Origin of the sequence: Maribacter sp. (assembly GCF_049667165.1) — a bacterium.
Lineage (GTDB): Bacteria > Bacteroidota > Bacteroidia > Flavobacteriales > Flavobacteriaceae > Maribacter_A.
Window position 1 is genome coordinate 1 of sequence record NZ_JBATHS010000312.1, and the last position, 2,152, is coordinate 2,152.

Below are 2,152 nucleotides of genomic sequence, written 5' to 3' on the forward strand. Positions count from 1 at the left end.
CACCCATACCGTATGTAACACCGACCACCCCCACCTTTGCCACATTACCCTTTATCGGGGTGCAACCTGCATTAATGGATGAGCAAGGCAATGAAATAAAAGGCAACCAAGTAGAGGGGCGTCTGTGCATTAAATTCCCTTGGCCATCGATTGCCAGGACTATTTGGGGCAATCATGAACGTTATCGGGACACATATTTTTCAGCCTTTAAGAATATGTATTTTACGGGTGATGGTGCCAGTAGGGACGCCGTGGGTTATTACAGGATCACCGGACGTGTCGATGATGTGATCATCGTATCTGGTCACAACTTGGGAACTGCCCCAATCGAAGATGCCATAAATGAACACCAGGCAGTGGCAGAATCCGCCATTGTAGGATTCCCCCATGATGTCAAAGGCAATGCACTTTACGGTTTCGTGATCCTTAAGGAAACCGGGGAAGGTCGTGATAAGGATAATGTACGCAACGAAATCAATCAGCAGATTACCGAGCTTATCGGGCCCATAGCCAAATTGGACAAAATCCAATTTGTTTCTGGATTACCGAAAACGAGAAGTGGAAAGATCATGAGGCGCATCTTGCGTAAAATAGCCAGTAAGGATACGTCCAACTTGGGGGATACAAGTACCCTATTGAACCCGGAAGTTGTTCAGGAAATCATGGATAATGCCCTATAAGGCATAAAACAATAGCAGCATAGGAAACCGCTCTTTTAAATACAATAAGGGCGGTTTTTTATTGATCTAAGCCAAACGTTTAGACATCTTAAAAACCTTTCCCCGCGTCACCAGAAATATACCCAAGGAGATAAAACCACAAATGGCCAAGCCAACAAACATGGGCCAGACCGATTCCTGAATAAAACTGCCCACATAAGCTGCAATGGGTATCGATAGCAAGGTCGAAATAAAACCCGTGATCGCGGCGCCTATTCCAGCAATGTGTCCAATAGGCTCCATGGCTATCGAACGAAAATTACCCCACATAAAGCCCAAGCTAAAAAACTGTACGGAAAGAAACCCCACCAATATCATGATATCGGGATTTCCTGAATTCCGAAATAAAATAACATAAATCAAAGCCACTGTGCAAAATAGAATCAGGGCAGTCAACGAAAGTTTTCGCATCCCAAAACGCATCACCAAGGTGCCATTCAAAAAGGTTGACAATCCTATGGCGATGGAAAGCCCTGCAAAAATGTAGGGAAATGCATTTTTAAGACCATAAATATCCTCGAAAATGTGTTGCGAAGCACTCAGATAGACCAAAAAAGACCCCGTTATCAATCCAGATATCAGCGTGAATGCCAGCGTTTCCTTATACTTGACCAATTCTTTTACCCCATCGACAAAAATGTGGCTCGAAAACGGAATCTTATATTCGGGATGAAGTGTTTCTGGTTGGCGTCTCCAAAACCAGATCACCACTGCCAATGATACAATCAGTTGCATGTAGAATATGGCCTTCCATCCAAAAACATCCATAACCCCTTTCCCAATTGCCGGGGCCACCACTGGGACCAAAATAAAAAAGGCTGTTACAAAAGACATCACCTTCGCCATATAATCCCCACTAAAGGTATCCCTGATTATTGAAATACTGATGGTACGTGCCGATGACAATCCTATGCCTTGTAAGATCCTGCCCACTATCATCCACTCCAATGAAGGTGCCATAAGACAGATAATACTCGCCAAACCGAAGAGGGCAAACCCAAAATAGATCATCGGTTTTCTTCCGAAGGTATCCGATAGCGGACCAAAGAACAATTGGCCTATACCCAAACCCAAGAATATCATGGTTATCAGTAACTGATTATCCGTTGCATCAAGACTATCTATTGCGATACCAATCTGGGAAATAGCGGGCAACAGCGCATCAATCGATAAAGCTACGCACGACATCAAAGCCGCCATTAACGCAATAAATTCGAAATTGGGTTTTATATTCTCTTTTTGCATGCGCCAAAGGTAGCGATATCCCCATTAAATTTGTGATAAGATAACTTCAAATTATTGTTCAAAAATAAGCCCCATGATCCAAAAATATCATGGGGCCCCACTAAAGTATTAAAGAGAATTATAATGGTATATTCCCATGTTTTCTATCCGGACGGTTCACTTCTTTTCCTTCAAGCATACTAAAGGTC

2 protein-coding genes are annotated in these 2,152 nt (G+C 43.1%); one reads left to right on the forward strand and one right to left on the reverse strand.

Features of this window, described 5'->3' with window-relative positions; translation table 11 throughout:
- On the forward strand, positions 1 to 680 hold a 680-nt coding region (locus tag WBM98_RS14485), incomplete at its 5' end, for an AMP-binding enzyme (protein ID WP_424366738.1).
- 66 nt (positions 681 to 746) lie between these two features.
- Here WBM98_RS14485 and WBM98_RS14490 read toward each other — a convergent pair.
- On the reverse strand, positions 747 to 1,964 hold the full coding sequence (locus tag WBM98_RS14490) for a multidrug effflux MFS transporter (RefSeq protein WP_424366739.1): 1,218 nt from the start codon (positions 1,962 to 1,964) through the stop codon (positions 747 to 749).
- Between the last annotated feature and the right edge of the window lie 188 nt (positions 1,965 to 2,152).